We start from the raw sequence: 26,569 nt of genomic DNA on the forward strand, positions 1-26,569 counted from the left end.
ATTATTTCTCCTTACTACAATATTCTTTATATTGTTCTTCGTTCATAAGATCTTCTAATTCAACCTTATTTGTGATTTCTACAAGAATCATCCAACTTTCATAACATTCTTCATTTACAAGCACTGGATTATCTACTATAGCCTGATTACTTTCTAAAACCTTTCCACTTATAGGAATGCACAAATCAGAAGCAGCTTTAACAGACTCAATGACTCCAAACGCATCCCCCACTGCAAACTTTTCATCAACCTCTGGAAGCTCAACAAAAACAATATCACCTAATGCATGTTGAGCAAAATCAGAAATCCCCACGTATGCCTTATTTCCTTTAACCATTATCCACTCATGCCCTTTAGTATAAAATAACTCTTTTAATGTTTCCATTTAAAATCCTCCTATTTTTTATAATTATTTTTATAGAAATTTTTATTTATAACCTCAGCCTTTAACGACTTACCCCTAATCTCTATTTCTATTTCTGTTCCTAATTGGCTATATTTAGAATCTATTAAAGCAAGTCCTATATTCTTCTTTATTGTAGGTGATGAATATCCTGTTGTTACAAAACCAATCTTTCTACCAAGCATGGTAACTTCATATCCATGTCTGGGAATTCCTCTATCTTTCATTTCAACACCAACTAATTTCCTTTTAAGGCCTTCACTCTGTTGCTTTAAAAGAGCATTTTTTCCTATAAACTCATGTTTTTGAAGTTTCACAAAATAAGAAAGTCCAGCTTCTAGTGGCGTAATATCTTTTGATATTTCATTCCCATATAAAGGCAAACAAGCTTCGAATCTTAAAGTATCTCTGCAGCCAAGCCCAGCAGGTTTAAGACCTTCTATGGCACCTATATTAAGTAGTTTATGCCATAATTTTTCTATTTTATCTATTTGAGTATATATTTCAAATCCATCCTCACCTGTATACCCAGTTCTCGATACAATACATTTTATGCCATCTAAATGAACATCACTATTAAAATTAAAAAATTTAATATCATTTAAATCTTTATCTGATATTTTTTGAAGTATTTTTTGTGCTTTTGGTCCTTGAATAGCAATCTGTGCAATATTCCATGATGAATTAGTAATTTCAACATCATATATATCCGAGCTTTTAAACATCCATAAGAAGTCTTTCTCTATATTACATGCATTTATAACAAGATAAAAATGTTCATCAGAAAACTTATATACTAAAAGGTCATCGACTATTCCACCATTTTCATAACACATTAAAGTATACAAAATTTGATTATCTTTAAGTACTGATATATCATTTGTCACCAGATTTTGAAGAAACTTAGTGGCATCCGCTCCTCTTATCTCTACTTCTCCCATGTGTGAAACATCGAAAAGTCCAGCTGCATTTCTTACAGCCTCATGTTCATTAATTATCCCCTCATATTGCAAAGGCATTGCCCAACCAGCAAATTCTATAATTTTTCCACCGTATTGTTTATAAGCATTGTATAAAGGCGTTATTTTTAAATTATCCATCATACTTCCCCCATGCGTTTTTGTAAAATATATGCGTAGCAATCTGAAAAAAGATATAAAACATAAAAATATATAATTATATTTCATCAAATTTTATATATATTATGTTTATTTATAATATATAATTTAATTAACTATATACAATTAGTGTTAATTAAAAAATTTAATACGGGGGGCTATTATGCTTTATATAAATAACACAAATACTAATCCTTATTTTAACTTGGCCTTGGAAGAATATATGCTTAAGGAGTTTAATGAAGACTGCTTTATGCTTTGGCGTAATAAGCCAAGTATTATAGTAGGGAAAAATCAAAACACTTTATCAGAAATTAACCTAGATTATGTAAGCACAAACAATATTCCCGTGGTGCGAAGATTATCTGGTGGAGGCACTGTCTTTCATGATTTAGGCAATTTGAATTTCACCTTTATAAAAAACGGTAGCTATGGAAATTTTAATAATTTTCAAAAATTCACATTACCCATTCTAAAAATCTTAGAATCGCTTAACATAAATGCTGAGTTTAGCGGAAGAAATGATCTAACTATCGAAGGTAAAAAATTCTCAGGCAATGCACAATATAATTATAAAAACAGAGTTCTTCATCATGGAACCCTGCTTTTCGCGTCAGATATTACTGATTTATCAAAAGCATTACAATCTAAGCCTTTAAAATTTGAGGGTAAAGGTATTAAATCTGTATTAAGCAGAGTAACTAATATAAGCGCCCACTTAAAATACCCACTGTCTATAGAGGATTTTAAATCTCTAATTATGGACTATATTCTTACCCAGAATAGTTCAAACACCTTGTATGAATTTACTAACTATGATTTAGATAATATAAATAAGCTTGTAGCTCAAAAATATTCTACTTGGGAATGGAATTTCGGTAATTCTCCAAAATATAATTTTATAAATGAAGTAAAATTTCCATTTGGAACAATTGAATGTAACATGGAAGTAACTCATGGAGTAATAAAAGATGTTAAATTGTATGGCGATTTCTTTAGCAAACTCGATGTTTCAGATATAGAGGCTAGACTTATAGGTGTAAATCACGAATACTTAGAAGTAAAAAAATTACTTTCAACCTTTAATATCCCTGATTATTTTTCGAATGCAGTTATAGAAGATATTTTAAGTTGTATGTTTTAAAAATTTTAAATAGCATTTTGTTGAGTATAAGATAAATGAAAAAACAAAAGACCTTCTATATTGTTAGATATAAAAGGTCTTTTGTAGCGATTAATTATAATTATAAAAATTAATAATACGGAGATGAAATATTCATATACATAATTTTTTATTAATGTAAATCTTGAATATTCATTTTATCTATTTCTTTTTTCTTCTTTAATTTTTCACGACATGAATAATATATAGCAATTAAAATGGCTGTTGAAATATTCCATATTAAAAACAACATAATAACTTGTAGAATAATTTCAGCAATTGATGGCTTTTCAAAAAAAGCCATACCTAAAACTGCAATAATAGAGAACATAACATTTACTGCTGGCAATATTAAACCAAGCCATTTGTTTTCTCTTTTTGATAAAAATATTTGTAGTATAATAATTCCTACCAAAAGTATTAGAGTTTTTATTGGCATCTTAATCAATCTCCTTTTTTTGTTTTTTTGTACTCTGAAATTAAAATTTTAGCAGTATCAAAATCTAACTTTTCATTTATTGCCAACTTCTTTATAAGTGAAACAAAAGGCTCATTTGTAGTATCCTCTGATATTCGTATTTTTTGAATTAAACGATCTAATCTAAGTCTTACCGTTGGATAGGTCACCTCATAAATACCTGCGATTTCTTTTAGAGACCCTGAAGACATTATAAACTTCTTTATAAAACTTACATCTTCATCATCCAAATTAACCAACCAATCTGGCACTACATTTATTGGCATCTTAACATCACACCTTAACTTTATTTGTACTTTATTAAATATATTTCTTAATAATATTAAGTATAATATTTAACATTGTTAAAGTCAATCATTGTTTTTGATATTATGTATTTTTATAATTATATTTATAAATAATAATTATATTTGGAATTAATGTTATCCTTAGTATATAAATTAAATAATAATAAATAATAATTAGTCCATACCTATAAAAAATCATGTATTACCTTGGATGAAAACTTATGAAACATATTGTACTCATTTACCTGTAATTGCAACCAACGGTTGACAAATGCAAACCATAGTTGGTGGTAGTATTTTGAGTTAAAATCTATAATTAAGTCATCAAAACAATTTAAGGAGGGAATGATATGAATACTTCTGAAAAATTACAATCGCTTAGGAAAGTAAAAGAATATTCACAGGAGTTTTTAGCAGAAAAATGTGGAATAAGCAGACAGGCTATATCTAAATGGGAAACTGGAATAGCTTATCCAGAAATGGATAAGCTAATATATTTATCTAAAATATATGATGTGACCATTGATTAATTGGTCTATTTCGAATATTAATCCCCAGTTACTTTGTAACTCTAAATCTTTTATAATTATATCAACCGAGAATTAAGTATGAAATTTCTCTGGAGTGACTTTCAACAAGAGACGCAAAAACATTAGAATTTCTTAATTTAATTTCAAGTTTTAAGTTCGGTTGAAAGGCACTAAGGAGAAACTTTATACCTTTCTTTTCTTATATTTCTTTCTCAAGCATCTCTAATAATTCGTCAAATCTTCTTATAGTATCTTCTAAAGGTTTTGGTGATGTCATATCTACCCCAGCTTTTTTAAGTATGTTTATTGGATAGTCACTTCCACCACTCTTTAAAAATCCTATATATCTTTCTACAGCACTCTCGCCCTCTTCTACTATCATTTTACTGAAAGAATTAGCGGCTGCAAAACCAGTAGTATACTGATACACATAAAAATCATTGTAAAAATGAGGAATTCTTGACCATTCCATATCTATCCCATCATCTACAACCATATCCGGTCCGAAATATTTCACATTTAACTCATGATATATTTCACATAAATCTTCTGGAGATAATGGACACCCCTGTTCAATCTTTTCATGAGTTATCTTCTCAAATTCTGCAAACATACACTGCCTAAATACTGTAGTTCTTATTCCTTCTAATTGCTGATTGATTAAAAACAACCTTTTCTTCTTATCACTCTCATTTTTAATTAAATGATCTATTAATAAACATTCATTAGTTATAGATGCCACTTCGGCACAAAACAACTCGTATCCTGAATATATATATGGTTGGTTTTTCCTTGAATAATATGAATGAATAGAGTGTCCCATCTCATGAGCCAGTGTAGACACATCGTTTAATTGATAATTATAATTTAGAAGTACGTATGGCATACTATCAAAGCAGCCCCAAGAATATGCTCCCGATCGTTTGCCCTTGTTTTGAAATACATCTACCCAACCTTCGTTAATTCCTTCTTTGAATATACCTAAATACTCTTGACCCAATGGTTTAATACCTTCTAATGCTATCTTAACAGCATCTTCATACTCAATATGATTTTCTTCTGCTTCAACTATTGGCACATATAAATCATACATATGGATTTCATCAAGCCCTAACAATTTCTTTTTAAGGGTTACGTATTTATGAAGCGATGGTAAATTATCATTTATAGTATCCACCACATTTTCATATACGCCGAGTGGAATGTTGTTAGGCTTTAAAGAACTTTCTAAAGCACAGGAGTAATTCCTTGTTTTTGCATTAAATATAAAATTCTTTATTGAAGATGTTAAAGATGTTGTTAAAGTATTACTAAATCCTTTATAGGTTTTAAATAATGTTTCAAATGCATCTTTCCTTACTCTTCTATCCTTTGATTTTATAAAATTGCTGTAATTTCCTTCAGTTAATTCAATCTCATTACCTTTTTCATCTTTTATACATGGAAATGTCATATCAGCATTTGTAAGCATTCCAAATATATTTCCCGGGGCGCTTAAGCAGTCACTAACAGATGCCAAAAGTTTTTCTCCTTCTGCACTTAAGGTATGATCCTTTTGATCTAAGATATCTTTTAGATAAAATTCATATGCTTTGAGCTTTGGAATTTTAGCTATTGCCTCGTCTACAGCTCCCTCTGGTAATGATAATAGTTCAGGAATAAAAAAAGCTGTAAAGCTAGAAACTTCTGCCCCATATGAATCAATCTTATTTTTAAGGACTTGAAATTTAGCATTACCTGTATCCTCATCACCTCTTAAATGTGCATATACAAGCAATTTATCTAATAGTCTTTCAATGTCTACATTGCTTTCTAAAAATGATAATAGCTCCTCAGCTTTGCCTAGTTTTCCAGAGTATCTCTCCATTTCTGGAGCTTTCGATTTTAATATTTCAAAATCCTTCTCCCACACCTGGGAATTCTCATAAAGCTTTTCAACGTTCCACTTATACTTACTATCAATTTCGTCTCTTTTTTTAAGTTTTTTAACTTCACTCACTAAACTTTCCTTCTTTCTTTTTTGAATTTAAAATCTCCTTATGTAGATTTTAATTTAATATATTATAACTATATTACCATATATTTGTGGATGTATTATTGTGAAATGTATATCTATAATCTAATAAGGCTGTAAATTGTAACACACTCCATTTATTTCTAAATTACGATATGTCTAGTATATAACCATTTGCTTGTTTATATTCCAATATATTTATTTTTATGGGCGTTAAGCCACTTTATTACATCCTCTATCACTTCTTCTTTATTAATTTCATTTAGCATCTCATGACGTCCACCTTTATAAAATTTATAAACTAAATCCTTAATTCCATGTTTTCTATAAGTCTTAACCAATTTTAAAACACCCTTACCATTCTTTCCTACTGGATCTTTATCACCTGCAAATATGTAAATAGGCAAATCTATGCTTATATTTTTAATCTCAGTATCGTTTTCTGCACTTTTAAGTCCACTTAAAAAATCACAGAAAAATCCCGCTGTAAAAGATGACCCACAAAACGGATCATTTATATATTTATCTACTTCTTTGTTATCACTACTTAACCAATCATAAGCTGTCCTACAGGGTTTGAAGGCTCTGTCATAGCCCCCAAAAATTAATTTACCTAATTTATCACTTCTCCCATTTCTACCAACCTTTTTAATTTCTGTTTTTACTATTAACAATCCTATATCTAAGATAATACCCCGGGCGCCACAAGTTCCTGTAATAATAGCACCATTTAGTTCACCTGAATATAAGCAAACATACCTTTGAGATAAAAAAGACCCCATACTATGACCAAATAAAAATACAGGCAAATTAGGATTTTCTTCTTTAATAATCTTATTTAGGCTATGCATATCTTCAACCATTGAATTAAAACTATCTTCACCTAAGTCCCCTAATCTTTCAACTTGTCCTACTGTTTTCCCGTGTCCTCTATGGTCGTTAGCATAAACAATAAAACCATCTTTTGTTAATGTACTTGCAAAGTTCTCATACCTAGCTGCTGTTTCTGCCATACCATGCGCTATCTGTACTACTCCCTTTACTTCTTCATGCTCATTAGGTAACCATTTATATGTAAATATCTCTAAATTACCCTTACCTTTAAATATAAAATTTTGTGAAATCACAATCTCATCCCCCATTTATTTTATTTAATATTCTATACTATAATTTTATACCACTATTTCCTATATTAATTCGTAAATGTTACATTATAAAAATATTTAATTTTATATATATATATATAAGCTAAAACAAAAAAACCACACCGAATAAGTCTATCTTTAAAATAGGCTTGCTAGTGTGGATCTCATTTCTTTAGCAATATTTCATGTTGTTTCATATTTACTCTTACTTAAATTATATCACTAAAATATGTATTTGGAAAGTAATATAAAATAATTTAAAAAATATTATTACAATAAAGTATATTTTTTTACATATTTTAACATATATATTATTATTTCTCCATAACTTTATACTCAACTTCTATATATTTGTCTTTATCGTAAAATTTTTCTGATTCACCATAAATGCGTACATTTGTTTCCACAGCATTTTCAGCAATATATTTTGCAGTTTTTATAGTTGCCTCAATAGTTATGTCTGCTATAACTGCAGCCACTGCTGCTGTTATTTTTGAAGTTTTTAAAGTCAGCCCAGATGCTACCTTGCTATATTTCTTGGCGTTAAGCGCTAATTTCTCTTTACCTGAAATATCCGCTATAGAAGATATAACATTACCCGTTGCTTCAATACCATATCCAGCAGTATTCCCAATTACTTTTCCAGCACCATATATTATTTTCCCTACTATAGTCATAATCATCACCACACCTATATTAATATATACTTATTATACCATATTATCATAAAATTATTACTACTTTAAATTTTACATGTATATATCGCTTAAATCACACCTGTATAATTCTTTTAAGTTATTGTATAATGGAGAATGTTATACAAAAGTAAAACATACCGAACGTGGCATGTTAAATATATAGGGGTGAACTAAATGACAAAAACTATATTTAAAGGCAGTGCGATGTTAAATCCCGTTCCTGTAGTATTAATTACCTCAAAGAATAAAGAAGGTAAAGTAAATGTTTTTACAGTAGGATGGATAGGCATGGCTTGTACTAAACCGCCAATGATTACCGTAGCCATAAGACCTGAAAGACTTTCCTATGACAATATAAAAGAAAGTGGTGACTTTGTAGTTAATCTTCCTAATTCTAGGTTAGTTCGCCAGGTTGATTATTGTGGGGTACGCTCTGGAAAACAAATAGATAAAATCAGCGAAATGAATTTTACGATTGAAGATGGCAAGGATGTAATAGCGCCTCTAATCTCTGACTGCTCTATATCTTTAGAGTGCAAGGTCAAAAGCATTACTCCTTTAGGTACCCACGATTTATTTTTAGCTGAAATTGTTAATACCCATGTCGATAACAGCTTAATAGATGCTAATGGTAAAATTCATTTTGAAAAAGCCGATCTTATTACTTATTCACATGGAGAGTATTTTAGTGTAAATTCTACTCCACTAGGCAAATTTGGTTATTCAGTTCAGAAAAAAAATAATAAATCTCGTTCAAAAAATAAAAAGAAAGCCTGATTTTACTCAGGCTTTCTCTTTATTTTAGTTTATTTTCTATTTCGTCACTTTTTGTTAATTTATTTTCTAATGTTATATTTTCATTGTTCTTATTCATTTTTAACATTTCAGCTATAGCTGCTATGCTACCTAAACTTGACAATGTTTCATTTGGAAGTATAAGCTTATTAGCTGGACCCTTAGCCATTTCTTTAAGCGCTTCTATTTGTTTTAATGCTATTACTGTTTCATTAGTACCTGATTCTATAATTGCTGTATTTATTTTTCTTATTGCCTCCGCTTCTGCTATTGCGATAGCCTCTATTGCTTTAGCTTTACCTTCTGCTTCAAGAAGTTGAGATTCTTTAAGTCCTTCTGCACGCCTTATAGTTGCTTGTTTTTCAGCTTCAGCGTTTAATATTTGCGCTTGTTTATGTCCTTCTGCTCTTTCAATTTGGCTTTGTTTTTCACCTTCTGCTGTAAGTATAAATGCTCTCTTATCTCTTTCAGCTCTCATTTGTTTTTCCATAGCATTTTGGATTTCAGTTGGTGGAACTATATTTTTAATTTCTACAGATAATATTTTTATTCCATAAGCATCTGTAATATCATCAATAATTTCAAGAAGTCTCGAATTTATTCTATCTCTTCCTGAAAGTACGTCATCTAAAGTCATATCTCCCACGATATTTCTCATATTAGTTATAGTTGAGTATACAATACCTGATTTATAATCCTCAATATTGTACACTGCATCCCTTGAATCAGTAACCTTATAAAATATAACATTATCAATTGATATATTTACATTATCCTTAGTTATAACATTTTGTGGTTGTATATCTAGTATTTGTTGCTTAGTAGAAATCTTTCTTCTAACAAAATCTGCAAATACAATTGTTAAATGCCAACCCGGCTGAAGTATCCTATGAAACTGACCAAACCTTTCTACTAAAAGCACCGATCCAGTATTAACGATTTTAATAGATGCTAAAATCATAACAACAATTAATAACAATAAAAACAGACCAATAAAGGTTCCTATACTAATATCCATTACAAATTCCTCCTTATATTTTTGTTGCGACTTACACTTTAGCTATTAATAATCTATTTCCTTCGATACCAGTAATCTGAACCATATCACCTTTTTTTATAGGTTCTCCCACATTTTTCACAGTCCAATAAATACCTTGAAACTTAATATTTCCTTTATCATCGACATCTTTTGTTATTTTAAATTCTTTTCCCACATATCCTTCTTCCATAGTCAAAGTTCTTTCAACAGTTTTCTTTATAGTTTTTTTAACTATAGGATACCCAACAGCCATAAAAACAGCAGTAACCGCTGCAAATATAATCGTTTGAACAACTATTGTTGCATTAAATACAATAGCAAGTATCGCTGCTACTGCACCTATAGCAAACCATACAAACATAAAACTACTAGTTGTAATATCAATAAATAGTGCTACTACTGCCACAGCTACCCAAAATACTAACTGAGTCCATTCCATATTATTTCCCCCTTTAAGTATAATTTTAAATTATATTCTTTTAAATTATATATCTTTTGTATACTTGTGCATTTTATACTGAAGTTCTATTGTGTCCGTGGCTCAACTTTATTATTGCAACTTACCTAAAACTCATGTAAATATATTAATATTACATATAAAAAATATTATACCACTATTATTATAGTATAGTGTATATTCCCAACTTAATAAAGATTTATTTCATCATATTTTATATCCTTTTAAACCTTACTCTTATTCTAACCAACATATTTCTTCTATATGCTTTAATATTCACATAAAAGTGATTATAAAGGCTACCAATTTCCAAACTAAGCATATGGTAAAATAATCATTAGACTTACTACTAATTAGCTTTGAATAATGATATAATTTTAATAAATATCTGTTTTATAAAGTAATATTTGCATATACTATATTTAAAAACTAAAGAAAGGTCGTGAATACGTTTGGAAACTTCTTTTATAAAGGTTTCTGCCGCTTGTCCAATTGTAAATGTAGCAGATATAGAATTTAACTTAACAAACATACAAAATTGCATTAATCAAGCAATCGATGAAAATTCAAAATTTATTGTTTTCCCAGAGCTTTGTATAACAGCTTACACATGTGCTGATTTATTTCTACAACAGGCGCTTCTTACAAAGTCTGAGGCTGCGATTAAATCTCTATGTGAATTTTCTAAAAACAAAGATATATTAATTGTTGTAGGCGCCCCCCTACATTTTAATAATAATTTATATAATTGTGCTTATATAATATTTGATGGCAAAGTTTTAGGAATAGTTCCAAAAAGCTATATTCCAAATTACTCTGAGTTTTACGAAAAAAGATGGTTTGCTGAAGGTCTTGGTATAATAAGTAAAATGGTAAATCTTTCTTTCGCAAAAAACATCCCTTTTGGAACAAATTTATTGTTCACCAGTGGCAATATTAAATTTGGCATTGAAATTTGTGAGGATCTTTGGGTAACTATTCCTCCAAGCAGCTACTTAACTCTTCAAGGTGCAAATATAATTGCTAACCTTTCTGCATCTAATGAATTAGTTAGTAAAGCGGATTACAGGAAATCCCTAGTATCATCTCAAAGTGCAAGATGTATGTGTTCTTATGTATATTCATCTTGTGGTGTTTTTGAATCCTCTACAGATTTACTTTTTAGTGGTCATCTTTTAATTAGCGAAAATGGTTTGTTACTTAAAGAAAATAATAGATTTCAAAGAGAAAATGAAATTATCACTTCTATTATAGACATAGACAAGTTAAATAATGAACGATTAAAAAATACCAGTTTTAGGAACAGCACCTCAATATGCCCTTTTGATTTTTTAGAAATTCCTTTTGAATTCTCAAGTCTTAATTTCGGAATTTTTAATAGGGAGATCGATAGATATCCTTTTGTTCCATCTGATTTGTATAAACGTGAACTACGTTGCAAGGAAATATTCAATATTCAATCCTCAGCCCTTGCTAAAAGATTCTCTTATACTGGTCTTAATAAAGCTATAATTGGAATTTCTGGTGGACTTGATTCAACCTTAGCACTACTAGTTATAGTTAAAACTTTTGATTTATTAAAAATACCCTTAAAAAATATCATTACTATTACTATGCCTGGTTTTGGAACTACCGATAGAACCTATATGAATGCGGTAAACCTATGCAAAAATTTAGGCACGGAGCTTAGGGAAATTAATATAGTTGAGGCATGCCTCCAGCATTTTAAAGACATAAATCATCCAGCAGAAAAACACGATGTAACTTATGAGAATGTTCAAGCAAGAGAAAGAACTCAAATTCTTATGGACCTTGCCAATAAGGAAGGTGGACTATTAATAGGTACAGGAGATCTATCAGAACTTGCTTTAGGTTGGTGCACATATAATGGAGACCATATGTCAATGTACTCTGTAAACTGTTCAATCCCTAAAACTTTGGTAAGATATTTAGTAAAATATGTATCAGACAAAGAAACCACAAAAGAAGTTTCAGACATTCTTTTAGATGTCCTTGACACTCCAGTTAGTCCTGAACTTCTTCCTACAGATAAGAGTGGTAAAATCACTCAGAAAACTGAAGATATAGTAGGCCCGTATGAACTACACGACTTTTTCCTTTATTATTTTTTAAGGCAAGGAGCAACTCGTAAAAAAATATTGTTTTTAGCTAAAGAAGCCTTCAAAGATAATTACACGCAAGAAGAAATCATCAAATGGTTAGATAAATTTATAAAAAGATTTTTCACTCAACAGTTTAAACGTTCAGCTTTGCCGGATGGTCCAAAAGTAGGAACTATAAGTGTATCTCCAAGAGGAGATCTTAGAATGCCATCTGACGCAAGTTATAACTCGTTCCTTTAATCGATTAATAAATAACATAGCGTGTTGTGTAAATTATTAAATCTATAATTTATTTTTACACGATATGTGTGTTTTTATTTTAAGTTACGCTCTACTTGTAGATATCTACAATTAATCCTGAAATTTCATCAACAGTATTGGCAATGTCCAGATTTTCTTTTTCACCATTTAATAGACTTTGAGTAAGTTCCTCTAATTTAGTATCTACTGTATCCACTGTTATAAAATATTGTGTTTGCCAAAAACTAATATCTCTTTTAACCTCATACATATGTTTTAAAACGGAATCCAAGTACTGCCTAATCAAATTTTTATAAGCTTTAACATCAGCAAAACACTTTGTAATACTTAACCTATTCCCTTTCTTTTTTATGTCATCCATCATATCTTTTAGTTGCTGCTCTGATTTTTGCTGCCTAGCAAAACTAAAGTTTTGGGAAAAATCCATTTTATTAGAAGAAGTTTTTTTATCTGTTGAAACAGGCGAATTCCTTCTAGACCTTGATATTTCCATAATTTATTCACCTCCTAGTTTATTTATATGATTTAAAAATTATGTCTAAATTTCATTAAACTTATATATACATATATTATATCTAACTTTAAGCAAAAAAATATACACAATAGAAAATAATTCTTGTCACAATAGAAAATAATTCTTGTCACAATAGAAAATAAATTCTTAAGGGTGGTCAAAATGAAAAAAATAATGAATATGTTTTTTACTTTCTTTAAAATAGGGGCTTTTACCTTTGGTGGAGGTTATGCTATGATTCCACTAATCGAAATTGAAGTAGTATCCAAAAAAAAATGGATTTCCAAAGAAGATTTCTTAGATATAGTTGTTATTTCTCAGACTTTTCCTGGCGCCTTAGCTGTTAATAGCAGTATATTTATTGGTTATAGAATTGGCGGTTTACTTGGAGCGATAATTGGGCTTCTGGGCGTAATTTTGCCTTCATTTTTTATAATTTTATGCATTGCAGTTTTCTTTATGAAATTTAGGGATTATTATTTTGTAAATTTAGTTTTCGAAGGAATTTCAGCTGCAGTACCAATGCTTATACTCATAGCGGTTGTAAGTTTATCTAAATCTTTAAAAAAGAGTTATGCCAATTTTATTATAATTTTGATAACTATTGTAAGTATAACATTTTTTAACGTACATCCTGTTATAGTTATACTTATATCTGGATTATATGGGGTTATATTCCTCGAAAAGAAGGTGAAGTAAATGTCTGAACTAATTAAAATTTTTCTATCTTTCCTAAAAATAGGTGCCTTTAGCTTTGGTGGAGGTTATGCAATGCTTCCAATTATTCAAAGAGAAATTGTAGATAACAATAAGTGGATTACCGCCAAAGAATTTATTGATATTATTGGTATATCACAGATGACTCCGGGCCCTATAGCAATAAATTCTGCAACTTTTGTAGGTTTCAAAGTTTCCGGTATATTAGGTAGTGTTGCCGCAACCTTTGGCGTTGTTTCATTTTCTTTTCTCTTAGTTTCCATAGCTAACCACTATATTTTAAAATTTAAAGAATCTTACATAATGAAGGCAGCCCTTGCCGGTATGAGGCCCGCTATGATTGGTCTTATAATATCTGTATTTTTGTCCCTTGGGCGCGAATCCTATAAAGATGTTAAGAGCGTAGTAATCGGGATTATAATTCTCGGACTATTACTTAGTAATAAACTTCACCCCATTTTAGTAATAGTAATTTCAGCTTTATTGGGTATTATATTTTATTCTTTGATACCCCTATAACATCAATATGTATTGCCTTTAATTTCTATATAGTCCCTTATATATTCCTTGTTTATATAAGTGACTATATAATTTCATTAAACTTTAATAAATTATACTTAAATAACAAATACTAAATGGCGAGGTGATGTTCATGTTTTTCAACAAAACAATAGAGGAAGTTTTAAAGGAACTTAATTCAAAACCAGAAGCTGGACTTTCTCAAAAAGAAATAGCAGTAAAAAGAGAAAAATTTGGGCTAAATCAGTTAGAATCTAAAAAACCTAAAACTCTATTTGCAATGTTTTTTGCCCAATTAAATGATATTTTAATTTATATTTTAATTATAGCCGCTGTAATTTCTGCTCTGCTTGGTGAAACAAGTGATGCAATAATAATTGCCATTGTTATTGTTATTAATGCTACTGTAGGAATAGTGCAAGAGTCAAAAGCTGAAAAGGCTCTTGATGCACTAAAAAAATTATCTACACCCAAGGCTATAGTTAGACGTAATGGAGAGCTTTCAGAAATCCCATCTCAAGAAGTTGTTCCTGGAGATATTGTTATTATAGACGCAGGAAGATATATTCCTTGTGATTTAAGGCTAATTGAAACAGCAAATTTAAAAATTGAAGAATCTACCCTTACAGGTGAATCTGTACCAGTTGATAAAGATGCGATGCTTGTTTTAACAGGTGATGATATACCACTTGGTGATCAAAAAAACATGCTCTTTATGTCTACCCTAGCAACCTATGGTAGAGGCGTTGGCATAGCAGTCTCCACCGGAATGAATACCGAAATAGGCAAAATTGCTAAAATGCTAGATGAAAACGTAGATTCAGAGACTCCTCTGCAAAAGAAACTTGCGGAGCTTGGCAAATACTTAGGAATAGGCGCTCTTGTCATATGTGCCCTTATGTTTACGGTTGGTGTTCTTCAAAAAAGAGAAATTTTTGAAATGCTTCTTACCTCTATAAGTCTAGCTGTTGCTGCTATTCCTGAAGGCCTTGCAGCAATAGTAACTATAGTTCTCGCTATGGGCGTTCAAAAGATGATAAAGGAAAAAGCCATTGTACGTAAACTGCCTGCAGTTGAAACTTTAGGTTCAGTAAATATCATATGTTCAGACAAAACTGGGACCTTAACTCAAAATGTAATGACTGTAACAAAATTCTACTGCGGTGGAACCTTAGGAAATTTAGATACCCTTGATATTAACGAAACTCATCATAAGTTATTACTTGAAAATCTTATTTTATGTAATGATGCTACTTACTCTGAAAACTCAAAAACTGGTGATCCCACAGAAATTGCATTACTCATAGCCGGTGTAAATTATAAAATATTCAAGGACGACTTAGAAAAACAACATAAAAGAATTGATGAGATTCCTTTTGAATCAGATAGAAAATTAATGACTACTGTAAATAAATACGATAACGAATATTATGTAATGACAAAAGGGGCTATTGATAATCTATTAAAGTTATGTACTAAAGTCTATATTAAAGGTGAAATAATAGAAATCACTCCAGACATAAAAAAAGAAATATTAGCTGCATCTAATAATATGTCTGACGATGCTTTAAGAGTACTAGGATCCGCTTATAAAATCATTCCTACAAACCATGTAGAAATTGATTCCTTAGAAAATGATTTAATACTTATTGGTATGGTAGGTATGATAGATCCACCTAGACTCGAGGTTAAAGATTCTATTTCTCTATGCAGAAATTCCGGAATAAAAACTGTAATGATTACTGGAGACCATCAAAACACTGCTTTTGCTATAGCCAAGGAACTTAATATTACTACGGACCCTCTAGCTGTTATGTCTGGCAATGAGCTTGATAAACTCTCAGATGAGGAACTTAACAGTAAAATTGATAACATAAGCGTATTTGCAAGAGTATCTCCAGAACATAAAGTTAAAATCATAAAGGCTCTTAAATCCAAAGGAAACATTGTATCAATGACTGGAGACGGAGTAAATGACGCACCATCCTTAAAGATGGCGAACATTGGTGTTGCAATGGGTATAACAGGTACTGATGTTGCTAAAGGCGCTGCCGATATGGTATTAATAGATGATAACTTTTCAACTATAGTTTCAGCTATACGTGAAGGTAGAAACATCTTTACAAATATTAAAAAAACTGTAGTATTCCTTATCTCTTGTAATGTTGGAGAAATCATAGCTCTATTTTTAGCAATACTTTTAGGTTGGGATTCTCCACTTAGACCTATCCACATATTGTGGGTTAACTTAATTACAGATACACTTCCAGCCTTAGCTTTAGGCGTAGACCCTGGTGACCCTGACGTAATGAAATATAAACCACGTAACCCAAATGATAGTTTATTTAAGGGTGCAGGACTAGGTTTACTTTTAAACGGACTGTTAATTGGTGTACTTACCTTAGCAGCTTTTGTAATAGGTGCAAAATACTATAACGGAGATGCTAGTATATTCCCACTATTTCCTAAAGATATTAATGCAGATGCTCTAGAACATGCACAAACTATGGCTTTTGTAGTACTTAGTGTTTCTCAACTTGTTCACTCTTTAAATATGAGAAATGATAAAAAATCTATATTCCAAATAGGTTTATTTTCAAACAAATACCTAATTGCAGCAATAGTTTTTGGTGTAGTTCTACAAGACTCAATAATATCTATTCCATTTTTAGCAAATGCATTTAGCGTTCATGATTTAAATTTGGCAGATTGGATCATTGTCACCGCATTATCATTAATTCCACTGCTACTCAATGAAATTACAAAAATATTCAAGCGTAATTCATTGAAAGTATAAAATATATGTAAAAAATATAAGTTTTTTAAAAAAAGCAAAAGACTTAAGAATATTCTTAAGTCTTTTGCTTTTCAGTTTACAATTATTCTATTTCTTTTAATCTGGTCCCCTCTTCATCTTGAACAATTAGACGGCTTTTCATAAGACCGCCTAATGCTCTTTTAAAGGCATTTTTACTAGTCTTAAATGTTTTCTTAATATCATCTGGAGAACTTTTATCATTGAATGCCATAAATCCATTAGATTTATTTAAATATTCTAATATTTGCTCTTCAACTACATCTCTTTCTTCAAGTCTTGGTTTTCTTGCTGTTACGTCCATTTTACCATCTTCATAATATTTTTGTACTCTTACTTTTAATTTATCACCAGGTGTTACACTATCATAATTCTCATTTTTTAGAATAACCGCTCTATAAATATCATCAACAGCTAACATTAATGTACCATTAGTCTGGATTCCGTATACTGTTCCTTCTACTTCATCATCAATATCATATAAATCTGTATCATATAAATATTCATCTATAAAAGTAGTAGCTGCGAGTCTTCCAGTCTTGTCTAAATATATGTAAAAAAGATACTTTCTACCTGTTTCTAATTTGTAATTTTCCTCCTTAAAAGGAACTAATATATCTCTTTCTAACCCAATTTCTACAAAACTTCCGATTGTTGTCATATCAACTACTTTTAAATAAGCTAAGTCTCCAACTTTTGCAAGAGGTTTTTTTAAAGTCGCAATTAATCTATCACTTGAGTCTCTGTATATGAAGGCTTCAACTTCATCATCTATCTTAAGCCCTCTACCTAATGTACTTTTCATAGGCAATAATACGTCATCATTTGTGTTATCTGTACCTGCGCCTAAATAATACCCAAAGTCTGCTCTTCTAACTACTGTTAAATTATTTAAATCTCCTATTTTTATCATTTATTATCTCCTACCTTTTTTAAACTTTTGACCAATCTATATATTTATTAAGTTTATCAACAAATTTTACTAAATACTCTTCTTCAAGCCCAGTAAACCTTCCTATATATGGGCTATCTATATCCAAAACTCCATAAACTACACCATCTTTTGTTATAGGTATAATAATTTCTGAATTTGTTGCGTTGTCGCAAGCAATGTGTCCTTCAAATTCATGCACATTTTCTATACGTTTAAGCTCTTTATCTACTACCGCGGCCCCACATACGCCTTTACCTATTTCTACTCTGTTACAAGCCGGAAGGCCCTGAAAGGTTGTAAGAACTAATGTGTTTTCTCGCAAAATATAAAAACCAGCCCAGTTAATCCTATCCATTACTGCTTTAATTATTGCTGTTGAATTTGATAAATTTGCTAGATCATTTTTTTCTGAGCTGAGTTGTCCTTCTAAAAGAATTAACATATATTTATATTTCTGCTCATTTGTCATCTTTTCTATTCCATTTAATTTTATAATATTTCTCACTCCTTAAAACCAACAATATTCTATTCTCTATCTTCTATTGTATTAAAAAAGTGGCAAAAAGTAAAACTTCAGTAGAAGTTTCACTCTCCTTTTTAAGTCGTCAATGCATCTTCTATGAAGATGTTGCAGCTCCGCAGAAGATGATTTAATTTATTGTACTATATTTGATTGAAAGCGTAGCATAATGCTCAGCTGATTCTTTTAAACTTTGTTTTTCCTTCGCCGTAAGTTCTCGGACTACCCTTGCAGGGACTCCCATACATAAAACACCAGAGGGTATATTTTTGCCTTGAGTAACTAAGCTTCCAGCTCCAATTATAGTGCACTCTCCTATTATAGCTCCATCGAGTATTGTGCTACCCATACCAATTAAAGTATAACTAGATATTGTACATCCATGTATTATCGAATTGTGTCCTATAGTTACATAATCTCCAATATCAACTGGAAAATCATCGTCATTATGAATTATGGAATTGTCTTGAACATTTGTATAAGACCCTATAGAGATGAAATCCATATCGCCTCTTACGACAGCCCCAAACCAAATACTACTGTGTTCTCCAATAGATACATTTCCTATAACATCAGCACTGCTAGCAATAAAAGTGTTTTTGTGTACATTGGGTATTTTCCCGTCAAATTGATGTATCATACTTTCATCCTCACCTCTTTCAAAATAATATACATACATTTATTATACCCTTATATTGTACAAATAACTTTCTTATTTGTCGAATTATTTATTTGATTTATTTTCGTTTTTATTATATAATACAAATTGATTTGATTACCACATATAGTTGCTAATTTATATATAATTACTACATATAGTGTTATTAAACATTAATACACATAATTAGCCTATATAATGCAGAGATCATTTAGGTCTAGTAAATTGAAGCATTTAGAAGAATACTTTATATAATTTTTACTTAACATAATTTAAATTTGATATAACTTTAAATACAACACAACTAATAGGAGGTGAATATACTAGCTTATTTTAAGCTAGTATTAATTATGGCGGAAATAAAAAACTTAATTAAAAGATATTACACAAAGGAACTCGAAAAAAATACCACCCTTTCTGTTTTCGATTTATTTACATGGAAAAAGGTGGATGTATTTCTAAAAGACCATAAAACTAATAAAGTTCTTTTAGACATGAAAGATTTAGAATTTCCAGAACATTACTCACAAAACTCATGTGATATTATCGCTTCAAAATATTTTAGAAAATCTGGTGTTAACAATAAACTAGGTTATGAGAATAGTATGAGAATGGTAGCTCATAGACTTGTTAATTTTTGGTGTGAAGCATTAATGGATGAAACTGTTATTAAATCACAAGAAGAAAAAGCAATTATTTATGATGAATTAATATATACATTTTTAAATCAAATGTTTGCTCCAAATTCTCCACAATGGTTTAATACTGGACTTAATTTATCATACGGTATAAAAGGTGGATCTTTAGATAATTTTTATTATGATGAAAAACAAAAAAAGATAGTTAAAAGTGAAGATGCTTACACAAGGACACAAGCTTCAGCTTGTTTTATACTATCAATCCAAGATAAACTCCTAGGTAAACATTCAATCTCTGAGCAGTATGTAACAGAAACCAAATTATTTAAAGGCGGTTCTGGAACAGGAACTAACTTCTCAAACCTTAGGGCTCGCGGTGAAAGATTATCTAGTGGTGGTGTTTCTTCAGGTCTAATGAGTTTTTTAAGAGGCCTTGATAGAAATGCTGGAGCAATTAAGTCTGGTGGAACTACAAGACGTGCTGCTAAAATGTTATGCCTTGACATCAATCATCCTGAAATAATGGAATTTATGACTTGGAAAGCTAAAGAAGAAGATAAAGTACGTGCCCTTACTAAAATGGGTTATGATGGTAGTTTTGAAGGAGAGGCTTACGAAACTGTATCGGGCCAAAATGGAAACAACTCCATAAGATTCTCAGATGAGTTTATGACTAAAGTTGATAACTTATCAAAAAATCCAGACCAAACTATAACTCTTAAAGGCAGATGTGATTCCTCAATAGATGAAGAAATAAAAGTTAAGGAACTTTGGGATACATTTAACAAAGCTGCTTGGCAATGCGCTGATCCTGCTCCTCAATTTGACGATACCTTTAATGCATGGCACACTTGTCCTGGTGGAGAAGATGGAGTCGTTAATGCTAAATACAATAGGATTAATTCAACTAACCCTTGTGGCGAATATGCCTTTTTAGATGATACCTCATGTAATTTAGCCTCTATTAATATTTATAAGTTTTATGATACTAAAACTAAAAAATTCGATGTAGAAGGATATGTTCATTTAATAGGTCTTACTCAATTAGTTCTTGAAGCTTCAATACATTGGGGCCAGTTTCCAACTGAAGATATAGCAAGAAAAAGTTATTTATTTAGAACTACAGGCCTTGGACTTGCAAATTTCGCTTCTTTATTTATGGTAATGGGTTATGCATATGACTCAGAAGATTCTAGAAATATAGCTGCAACCCTTAGTGGAATAATGACAGCACAGTCTTATTATGTATCGTCTCTGCTTTCAAAAGAACTTGCTCCATTTGAAAAATATGAAATTAATAAAGAACATATGCAATCAGTTATAAGAAATCACGCTAGAGCAGCTGGAGCAATAAATAGTAAATATGAAAATTTAAATTATGAGCCTTTAAAAGTTGACCATACTAATTTAAATAAAAACTCACTACAAAAAATGAGTGAAACCTTAAAAAATTGTTGGTCAAATGCAATAAGTAGTGGTGAAAAATTTGGTTTTAGAAATGCTCAAGTTACAGTTTTAGCACCTACAGGTACTATTTCCTTTGCAATGGATTGTGGCGCTACATCTGTAGAACCCTACTTTAGCCATTTCATTTACAAAAAATTATCTGGTGGCGGATTCATGACCATCGTAAATCCTGTAATTAAAGCTTCCTTAGATAATTTAGGATACACGAGTAGAGAAACAACTGACATTCTAGATTATATTTTAAGAAAAGAGAAAGTTAATGAAGACGGCTTTGAATATGAAAAACTTATCGATGGTAAAATTGAAGGTGCTCCACATTTAAAACCTGAACATTTGCATATATTTGATACAGCAAACAAATGCGGTAGTGGAAAAAGATATATCTCATTTATGGGGCATGTTCTTATGATGGCAGCTATTACTCCAATGATATCAGGATCTATATCAAAAACTGTTAATTTACCTAAAAATGCTACTATAGAAGACTTTAAAGAAGTAATACTTAGTTCTTGGAAACTCGGAGTAAAAGGTATTTCTCTTTATAGAGATGGTTCAAAGGCAAGTCAACCTTTAAACACTACTTTATCTGAAGATAAAGATCTATTACTTGAGGATTTGTCTTATGATGAGCTTTTAAAGAAAGCTAAGTCAATGCAAGGAATTTCTCATCATTCATCGCGTGAAAAACCAATTGGCATACGTTATGGAACTACTCATCCTGCTCAAATTGATGATGTAAAAGTCTATACTACTGTAAATAGGCGTTCAAATGGAGATATTTCTGAAATATATATAACCACAGATAGAGAAGGTACTATTATTACTGGGCTATTAAATTCTCTTTCAAAATCAATTTCTGTAATGCTTCAGCATCATGTACCTGCAGAAGATATCTCTAAGATGCTTCGCGGACAAAAATTTGAACCTTATGGTTTTGTACAAAAACATCCTTACATTAAATCTGTTTCTTCTATTTCTGATTTAATTAGTAAGATTATTGACATAGAGATAGGTGACTATTCTAGGTGCCAAGTTAAGCCTGAAAATTACGATGGTACTAACATACCTAATAACCCATTAATGCCTTCTGATAATGAAATTTCAACTACCTTAGTAGAAGATGAGCCAGCACTCTCCCATGCAAAAATGAGTACAGGTGATGTTCAAGGTGAAAGATTATACTCTGAAACCTGCTCTCATTGTTCAAGTACTAGACTTGTAAGAAACGGCACTTGTAAAGTTTGTTTAGAATGTGGAACAACTACCGGATGTAGCTAGACCGCATTGTATATTAATAAACAAAGTAATTGTTATTTTACCCTCTGGCTAGAACTCCAGAGGGTTTTTTTAAACAATAAATTTAAATACTACAATTAATAAAGGAATTAATTATCTATATGATGGACAAATTAAATAGCATGTGTTATAAACACGGAGCCCCTTTATATGTGATATAATACTACCAATTAGTTAATTGTATTGGCATAACATGACAGAGAAATTAATATTGATTTATATATATGAATTAACTTACAACAGCTTTCACAGAATTTATTTATTAACCTTAAGGAGGATGCATCTATGGAACCAACTGTTAAAAGTATAAGCATTTACGATTTAAAACCAAATATGATTTTAGCTGAAAATTTAATACTAGAAGGCGTGACTTTAGTTGCTAAAGAAATTGCATTAAATAGTTCCATTATAAAAAAGATAGTAGAATTTTATCCATCAAACTCTATACAGATTTATGTAAGTGGAGAAGAACTTGTAGCGCCTAGTTCACAAAATTCAAGAGCGCAGAGTTTAATTGAAACTGAAAATATATTAAATCGTTTTTCAAATAAGATAGATATATTTTTAGATAGTCTAAAAAAGGATTCTGAACCTGATTTAACAGAAATAAAAATTATGTCTAAAGAAATTTTAGATAATCTTAATGATTATAGTTCAATTATAAAGAACATAACAAATTCTAAAAATATAGACGAATACCTTACACGCCATTGTGTAAACGTTGCACTTTTAAGTTCAATGCTAGGAAAGTGGCTTAATTTACCTAGAGCTGAATTAACATTGCTTACTCATACAGCTTTTCTTAGTGATATCGGCAAAACTAAACTTAATCCTACTATATTAAATAAGCCATCTAAACTTACAAAATCAGAATTTGATGAAGTTAAAAAGCATTCATTTTATGCTTATGAACTTATAAAAAACATCCCTTTATTAGATAATTCCGTAATTTCAGGTGTTCTTACACATCATGAACGTTTAAATGGGTCAGGCTACCCTCTTGGTTTAAAAGAGGATAAAATTAGTACTTTCGCAAAAATAATAGCAATTACAGATATGTTTGATGCAATGACCTCTGACAGAGTCTATAGCAAAAAACAAAACCCATTAAAAGTGTTAGAGGTTTTGCAACATGATTGTATTGATTTATTAGACTATAATTATATAACTACATTTCTAAGACATATGTCAAACTACTACACTGGTGAAATGGTAAAACTTAATAATGGACTTATCGGAAAGATAATTAAAATAGACATAAATAATATATCTAAACCTCTTATATCTATTGATTCAAATTTTATAGATTTACAAAATGAAAAAGATTTATTTATTACAGAACTATTGCCATAGTCAGCTGCAACCCATATACATGATATTTCTATAACACCTCATAGTTGTCTCTATAATAAAGTATAATACATTTAACCCTTTGGATATAACTCCAAAGGGTTTTGTTTTTAATTTCTATATAAGCCGTAAATATCCTATAAATACCGCTTTAAATTTTTTTATTAATAAAAAGTTTCATGAAATCTGCGAATATAATCAATGAGTCAATAATATTATTAACTATGAACTTAATTATAGAATTATGATTGACAAGTCTAATTAATCTATTAAATATCAGCTTGTTTCAAACTTATATTGCATAAATATTAAAATAAGAGTTCTTATACTTGATGTGAATTTCCAAGTTATTAAATACATATTTAGGAGGTTATGAATTGGCAAATGGAGGTTATAGAGATAAGGTAATAGTTAAACGTAGAATGCTTATAGTCTTTTCCATACTTTTTACTTTACTATTTGTGTTGGTATTTAGGTTAAGCTACGTAATGATAGTTAAAGGGGTAACTTATAAAGCAAAAGCAATTCTTCAATGGACAAGTGATGTTCGTATTGCAGCAAAACGAGGAAGGATTTTAGATAGAAATGGCGAAGAGCTTGCTATAAGTGCAAATGTTTTTAGAGTAGACTTAGATCTTAATTCACTAAGAGAGAGTACAACCAAAAATAAGTTAACAATGAAGGATATTGCACCGCAGCTTGCTGAAATACTTGACATGGAACCTGATAGTGTTTTAACCATTTTGACTAAAACGAATTCAAAGGGAAAACTCATTGGATCCGCTATTTTAAAAAGAAGAATAGAAAAAGCTACATCCGATAAGATTAGTGATTTTTCAAAAAAATATAATCTTCGTGGAATTGTTATTACAGGAGATACAAAAAGATACTATCCAAACGACAATTTTTTAGCAAGTGTTTTAGGACACACTAATTCTGATGGCAATGGATTAACAGGTGTTGAACTATATTACAATAAGTATCTATCAGGTATCCCTGGAATGAAAATCTCAGAAACTGATAGAAAAAGTGAAGACATACCTTATACAATATCCGATTACACAAAACCTATAGATGGCAAAGATGTTGTGCTTACTATTGATGAGATGATTCAGTTCTTTTGTGAAAAAGCAGCATCACAGGCTATGATTGATAATAAAGCTGCCGCTGTTAGTATAATAGCAATGAACCCTAAAAACGGAGAAATATTAGGGATGTCTAATAAACCTGATTATAACCCTAATGACCCTTGGGACCTTACTAAGACTTATGACGAGAACCAAAAAGTCTGGAGAAATAGGGCCGTAAGTGATATTTTTGAACCAGGTTCTATTTTCAAAGTATTTACAGCCACAGCTGCTATGGCAGAAAGGGTTGTTAAGGAAGATGATCAATTTTTCTGCTCTGGTAGTACATTAGTTGGAGGAAGAAGAATTAAATGCTGGAAAACAACAGGACATGGGGCTGAAAATTTCGTAGATATATTAAAAAACTCTTGTAATGTTGGATTTATGGAACTCGGCAGAAGGCTAGGTCCTGAGAAATTAAATAAGTATATTTATTTGTTCGGATTCGGTAAGCAAACTGGTATTGATTCAAATGGAGAAGCTTCAGGAATAATTAGAAAAACTAAAGATATGACTGCTCAAGATGTTGCAACAACATCATTTGGTCAAAGTAATGCTATATCTTGCATTCAGTATTTAACAGGTTTTAACGCTGTTGCAAATGGAGGAAAACTTATAACTCCTCATCTTATGAAAGAGATAGTCGATTACGATGATTTAAATAATAAAAAGGTTATACAATCCTATTCAAATTATAATGAGAGAACAATAGTAGACGCGGCGACTGCAAAGCAACTTAGGGGGTACCTTGAGCAAGTTGTAGAAAGTGGTGGTGGTAAAAAGGCATTTATTGCAGGCTACCATATTGCGGGAAAGACAGGAACTGCTCAAAAAATAAGTACAACAGGTCCTGGTTATGCATCACAAAAATACGTATCATCATTTGCAGGAATGGCTCCCGCAAACGATCCTGAAATAACTATATTAGTTAATATAGACGAACCAGACCCATCCAATTATTATGGTGGTCAAATTGCAACAGTAGTTGGGAAACAAGTTTTTAATGATATCTTTAATTATTTATCAATGAAATCTGATGCTACTAGTGCACAAGTTAGTGAAAGCTTACTTAAGGATATTATTGTTCCAGAGGTCCGAGGGCTTAAAAAATCAGATGCAGAAAAACTATTAAAAGAAAATAGCTTAAAAATGAAATTAACCACTGATGGAGATATAATAACTGATATGACTCCAAAACCTGGATATACAGTTAAAGAAGGAACAGAAATTATCCTTCATACGCAGCCTATTAATGATGATAATAACGTTGTTATGGTTCCAAGTATTATTGGAAACAGCTCCGAGACGGCAAGTAAAATTTTAAGTGATCTTGGCCTCAAAACTAAGTTTGTTGGTAGTGGAATAGCTTCAGAACAAAGCATAGAAGACAAAGAGGTGAAAACAGGAACTACAATCACAATTAATTTAGATGTAACGGCCGATTAGTTAGAACTCACTTAACAAAATAAGTCTACATTCCTTTAAAATTAATTAATGGAATGTA

At 30.6% G+C, this 26,569-nt stretch carries 23 protein-coding genes; 10 read left to right on the forward strand and 13 right to left on the reverse strand.

Going from position 1 to position 26,569, the window contains the following annotated elements; translation table 11 throughout:
- Position 1: 1 nt before the first annotated feature.
- Positions 2-385 carry a glycine cleavage system protein GcvH gene (gene gcvH, locus ACREVX_RS13850; RefSeq protein ID WP_431544777.1) on the reverse strand — a complete coding sequence of 128 codons (384 nt, stop codon included), beginning with the start codon at positions 383-385 and terminating at the stop codon, positions 2-4.
- A gap of 11 nt (positions 386-396) precedes the next feature.
- Positions 397-1,503 carry a glycine cleavage system aminomethyltransferase GcvT gene (gene gcvT, locus ACREVX_RS13855; RefSeq protein ID WP_431544861.1) on the reverse strand — a complete coding sequence of 369 codons (1,107 nt, stop codon included), beginning with the start codon at positions 1,501-1,503 and terminating at the stop codon, positions 397-399.
- 181 nt (positions 1,504-1,684) lie between these two features.
- Between gcvT and lplA the strand changes: the two genes are divergently transcribed.
- Entirely contained in the window at positions 1,685-2,665 is a 981-nt protein-coding gene (lplA, locus tag ACREVX_RS13860) for a lipoate--protein ligase (RefSeq protein ID WP_431544778.1), read from the forward strand.
- Positions 2,666-2,816: 151 nt separating this feature from the next.
- Here lplA and ACREVX_RS13865 read toward each other — a convergent pair whose 3' ends face one another.
- Together ACREVX_RS13865 and ACREVX_RS13870 are read right to left on the reverse strand one after the other, a co-directional pair.
- Positions 2,817-3,122 (reverse strand): hypothetical protein, encoded by a 306-nt coding sequence (locus ACREVX_RS13865; protein ID WP_431544779.1) that lies wholly within the window; start codon positions 3,120-3,122, stop codon positions 2,817-2,819.
- A gap of 5 nt (positions 3,123-3,127) precedes the next feature.
- Positions 3,128-3,427 (reverse strand): DUF2089 family protein, encoded by a 300-nt coding sequence (locus ACREVX_RS13870; protein WP_431544780.1) that lies wholly within the window; start codon positions 3,425-3,427, stop codon positions 3,128-3,130.
- 371 nt (positions 3,428-3,798) lie between these two features.
- On the opposite strand from ACREVX_RS13870, the gene ACREVX_RS13875 reads away from it, so the two are divergent.
- Complete coding sequence (locus ACREVX_RS13875) at positions 3,799-3,978, forward strand: helix-turn-helix domain-containing protein (protein WP_431544782.1); 180 nt, start codon at positions 3,799-3,801, stop codon at positions 3,976-3,978.
- 199 nt (positions 3,979-4,177) lie between these two features.
- On the opposite strand, the gene pepF is transcribed toward ACREVX_RS13875, so the two are convergent.
- The 3 genes from pepF to ACREVX_RS13890 all read right to left on the reverse strand — a co-directional run bounded on the left by pepF (position 4,178) and on the right by ACREVX_RS13890 (position 7,814).
- Positions 4,178-5,977, reverse strand: a complete 1,800-nt coding sequence (gene pepF / locus ACREVX_RS13880; protein WP_431544783.1) for an oligoendopeptidase F — start codon at positions 5,975-5,977, stop codon at positions 4,178-4,180.
- Positions 5,978-6,174: 197 nt separating this feature from the next.
- Positions 6,175-7,119 (reverse strand): alpha/beta hydrolase, encoded by a 945-nt coding sequence (locus tag ACREVX_RS13885; RefSeq protein WP_431544784.1) that lies wholly within the window; start codon positions 7,117-7,119, stop codon positions 6,175-6,177.
- Positions 7,120-7,451: 332 nt separating this feature from the next.
- Positions 7,452-7,814, reverse strand: coding sequence for a hypothetical protein (locus ACREVX_RS13890; protein ID WP_431544785.1), 363 nt, complete (start codon positions 7,812-7,814; stop codon positions 7,452-7,454).
- Positions 7,815-8,009: 195 nt separating this feature from the next.
- On the opposite strand from ACREVX_RS13890, the gene ACREVX_RS13895 reads away from it, so the two are divergent.
- On the forward strand, positions 8,010-8,612 hold the full coding sequence (locus tag ACREVX_RS13895; RefSeq protein WP_431544786.1) for a flavin reductase family protein: 603 nt from the start codon (positions 8,010-8,012) through the stop codon (positions 8,610-8,612).
- A gap of 19 nt (positions 8,613-8,631) precedes the next feature.
- Here ACREVX_RS13895 and ACREVX_RS13900 read toward each other — a convergent pair whose 3' ends face one another.
- Positions 8,632-9,648 (reverse strand): SPFH domain-containing protein, encoded by a 1,017-nt coding sequence (locus tag ACREVX_RS13900; RefSeq protein WP_431544787.1) that lies wholly within the window; start codon positions 9,646-9,648, stop codon positions 8,632-8,634.
- A gap of 31 nt (positions 9,649-9,679) precedes the next feature.
- Entirely contained in the window at positions 9,680-10,108 is a 429-nt protein-coding gene (locus tag ACREVX_RS13905; RefSeq protein ID WP_431544788.1) for an NfeD family protein, read from the reverse strand.
- A gap of 470 nt (positions 10,109-10,578) precedes the next feature.
- On the opposite strand from ACREVX_RS13905, the gene ACREVX_RS13910 reads away from it, so the two are divergent.
- The gene (locus ACREVX_RS13910) at positions 10,579-12,489 is read left to right on the forward strand and encodes an NAD(+) synthase (RefSeq protein WP_431544789.1); all 1,911 of its coding nucleotides are present in this window, start codon (positions 10,579-10,581) and stop codon (positions 12,487-12,489) included.
- 91 nt (positions 12,490-12,580) lie between these two features.
- Here ACREVX_RS13910 and ACREVX_RS13915 read toward each other — a convergent pair whose 3' ends face one another.
- Complete coding sequence (locus ACREVX_RS13915; protein WP_431544790.1) at positions 12,581-13,003, reverse strand: YaaR family protein; 423 nt, start codon at positions 13,001-13,003, stop codon at positions 12,581-12,583.
- A gap of 183 nt (positions 13,004-13,186) precedes the next feature.
- Between ACREVX_RS13915 and ACREVX_RS13920 the strand changes: the two genes are divergently transcribed.
- The 3 genes from ACREVX_RS13920 (at position 13,187) to ACREVX_RS13930 (ending at position 17,057) form a co-directional block, all read left to right on the forward strand.
- Positions 13,187-13,723: a chromate transporter gene (locus ACREVX_RS13920; RefSeq protein ID WP_431544791.1), complete on the forward strand. Its 537-nt coding sequence runs from the start codon at positions 13,187-13,189 to the stop codon at positions 13,721-13,723.
- Entirely contained in the window at positions 13,724-14,260 is a 537-nt protein-coding gene (locus ACREVX_RS13925; RefSeq protein ID WP_431544792.1) for a chromate transporter, read from the forward strand. It abuts the gene before it with no gap.
- Between the two features lie 133 nt (positions 14,261-14,393).
- Positions 14,394-17,057, forward strand: coding sequence for a cation-translocating P-type ATPase (locus ACREVX_RS13930; protein ID WP_431544794.1), 2,664 nt, complete (start codon positions 14,394-14,396; stop codon positions 17,055-17,057).
- A gap of 82 nt (positions 17,058-17,139) precedes the next feature.
- Here ACREVX_RS13930 and ACREVX_RS13935 read toward each other — a convergent pair whose 3' ends face one another.
- The 3 genes from ACREVX_RS13935 to ACREVX_RS13945 form a co-directional block, all read right to left on the reverse strand.
- On the reverse strand, positions 17,140-17,988 hold the full coding sequence (locus tag ACREVX_RS13935) for a CvfB family protein (RefSeq protein ID WP_431544795.1): 849 nt from the start codon (positions 17,986-17,988) through the stop codon (positions 17,140-17,142).
- Between the two features lie 19 nt (positions 17,989-18,007).
- Positions 18,008-18,478 carry a free L-methionine (R)-S-oxide reductase MsrC gene (locus ACREVX_RS13940; protein ID WP_431544863.1) on the reverse strand — a complete coding sequence of 157 codons (471 nt, stop codon included), beginning with the start codon at positions 18,476-18,478 and terminating at the stop codon, positions 18,008-18,010.
- Positions 18,479-18,659: 181 nt separating this feature from the next.
- A complete protein-coding gene (locus ACREVX_RS13945) occupies positions 18,660-19,169 on the reverse strand; it encodes a gamma carbonic anhydrase family protein (protein ID WP_431544865.1) in 510 nt (169 codons plus the stop codon).
- A gap of 368 nt (positions 19,170-19,537) precedes the next feature.
- Here ACREVX_RS13945 and ACREVX_RS13950 point away from each other — a divergent pair, with 368 nt between their 5' ends.
- The 3 genes from ACREVX_RS13950 to ACREVX_RS13960 all read left to right on the forward strand — a co-directional run bounded on the left by ACREVX_RS13950 (position 19,538) and on the right by ACREVX_RS13960 (position 26,511).
- Entirely contained in the window at positions 19,538-22,570 is a 3,033-nt protein-coding gene (locus ACREVX_RS13950) for a vitamin B12-dependent ribonucleotide reductase (RefSeq protein WP_431544796.1), read from the forward strand.
- 303 nt (positions 22,571-22,873) lie between these two features.
- The gene (locus ACREVX_RS13955; RefSeq protein WP_431544797.1) at positions 22,874-23,941 is read left to right on the forward strand and encodes an HD-GYP domain-containing protein; all 1,068 of its coding nucleotides are present in this window, start codon (positions 22,874-22,876) and stop codon (positions 23,939-23,941) included.
- 374 nt (positions 23,942-24,315) lie between these two features.
- A complete protein-coding gene (locus ACREVX_RS13960) occupies positions 24,316-26,511 on the forward strand; it encodes a stage V sporulation protein D (RefSeq protein ID WP_431544798.1) in 2,196 nt (731 codons plus the stop codon).
- Positions 26,512-26,569: the final 58 nt, after the last annotated feature.

This window comes from Clostridium sp. (assembly GCF_050717545.1).
Lineage (GTDB): Bacteria > Bacillota > Clostridia > Clostridiales > Clostridiaceae > Clostridium_AD.